This window comes from Bowmanella yangjiangensis, from assembly GCF_017255015.1.
Classification (GTDB): domain Bacteria; phylum Pseudomonadota; class Gammaproteobacteria; order Enterobacterales; family Alteromonadaceae; genus Bowmanella; species Bowmanella yangjiangensis.
In genome coordinates this window covers 1-975 of the sequence record NZ_JAFKCS010000299.1, presented here as the reverse complement: position 1 = coordinate 975, position 975 = coordinate 1, and the positions used below count along the sequence as shown (strand labels likewise).

Genomic DNA, 975 nt, shown 5'->3' with positions numbered 1-975 from the left:
CCAGTACTCCACGCCAGCAGCCGCATCGATGCCGTGAACCTCGGCCTGTATGTCCAGGCTCAGCAGACGCTGCTCGACGACCCGGGCGCGAGACTCTTCCTCGAAGCTCCCCAGGAAAAGACACACCGCCGCCTCGGAGGCAGCCGCCTGTGGCTCGACCTCCGGCTGCCTTGCGGGCAGACGAGGCGACTCGGCCTCGCTGAGCAGGCGTATGTCCTTGCGCGCCCCCTGATAGGAGCTGGCCGGCGCCACCTCCTTGGCCCGCAACGGCGCCTGCTGTTGATGCCAGACGTAGTAGAACGCGTTAAGAAGTAGCAGCAGTAGCAGGAACCAGCGCATGCCTTGCCTCAATTCAGGGGGCAGGCGATCGCCAACCCGACAAATACCAGATCCGCGACGACCTGAGCGCCCGGCACGACATCACGCACCAGGTCCGCGTCCCCACCCGTCAGGAACACCTCGAAGCCATCCGGAAAACGCGCCGTCGCTTGTGCCAACTGCTCGGCGACGAACCCGCGCAGCATCAGCACGCAACCACGCTCGACCGCCTCCGCAGTGGAACGCCCAGGATCCAGCTCCTGCAATGCCGCGAGTGCCACCTGGCGGTCGTAACGAATACGCCGGGTGTGCGTGCTCAGCTGATCACGCATCAACGGCAGCCCCGGACAGATGAAGCCGCCCAGGTGCGCACCGTCGGCAGAGATGAAATCGGCAGTGACGGCCGTCCCCAGATCCACCACCAGACAGGCGCGCTGACCGAGATGGTAAGCCCCGAGCACAGCCAACCAGCGGTCCAGGCCCAGGCGCTGGAAGTCAGCATAGCCATTGCGTACCGCGCCGACCTGACTGGCGGACTGAGCGCAAACCGCCTCCACGCCCAGAGACGCACGCAAACGAGCGACCAACTGCTCGGTCTCGGCATCGCTGCGCACACTGACCATGCGGCAATGCTCCACTTGCAGATCAGGGACAGCC

2 protein-coding genes are annotated in these 975 nt (G+C 65.5%); both read right to left on the bottom strand.

Going from position 1 to position 975, the window contains the following annotated elements; all coding sequences use genetic code 11:
- Positions 1-339 (bottom strand): hypothetical protein (locus tag J0A65_RS24125; protein WP_206596803.1); only part of this gene is annotated, 339 nt, incomplete at its 3' end.
- 8 nt (positions 340-347) lie between these two features.
- A partial coding sequence (locus J0A65_RS24120; protein ID WP_206596802.1) for a type III pantothenate kinase occupies positions 348-975 on the bottom strand: 628 nt, incomplete at its 5' end.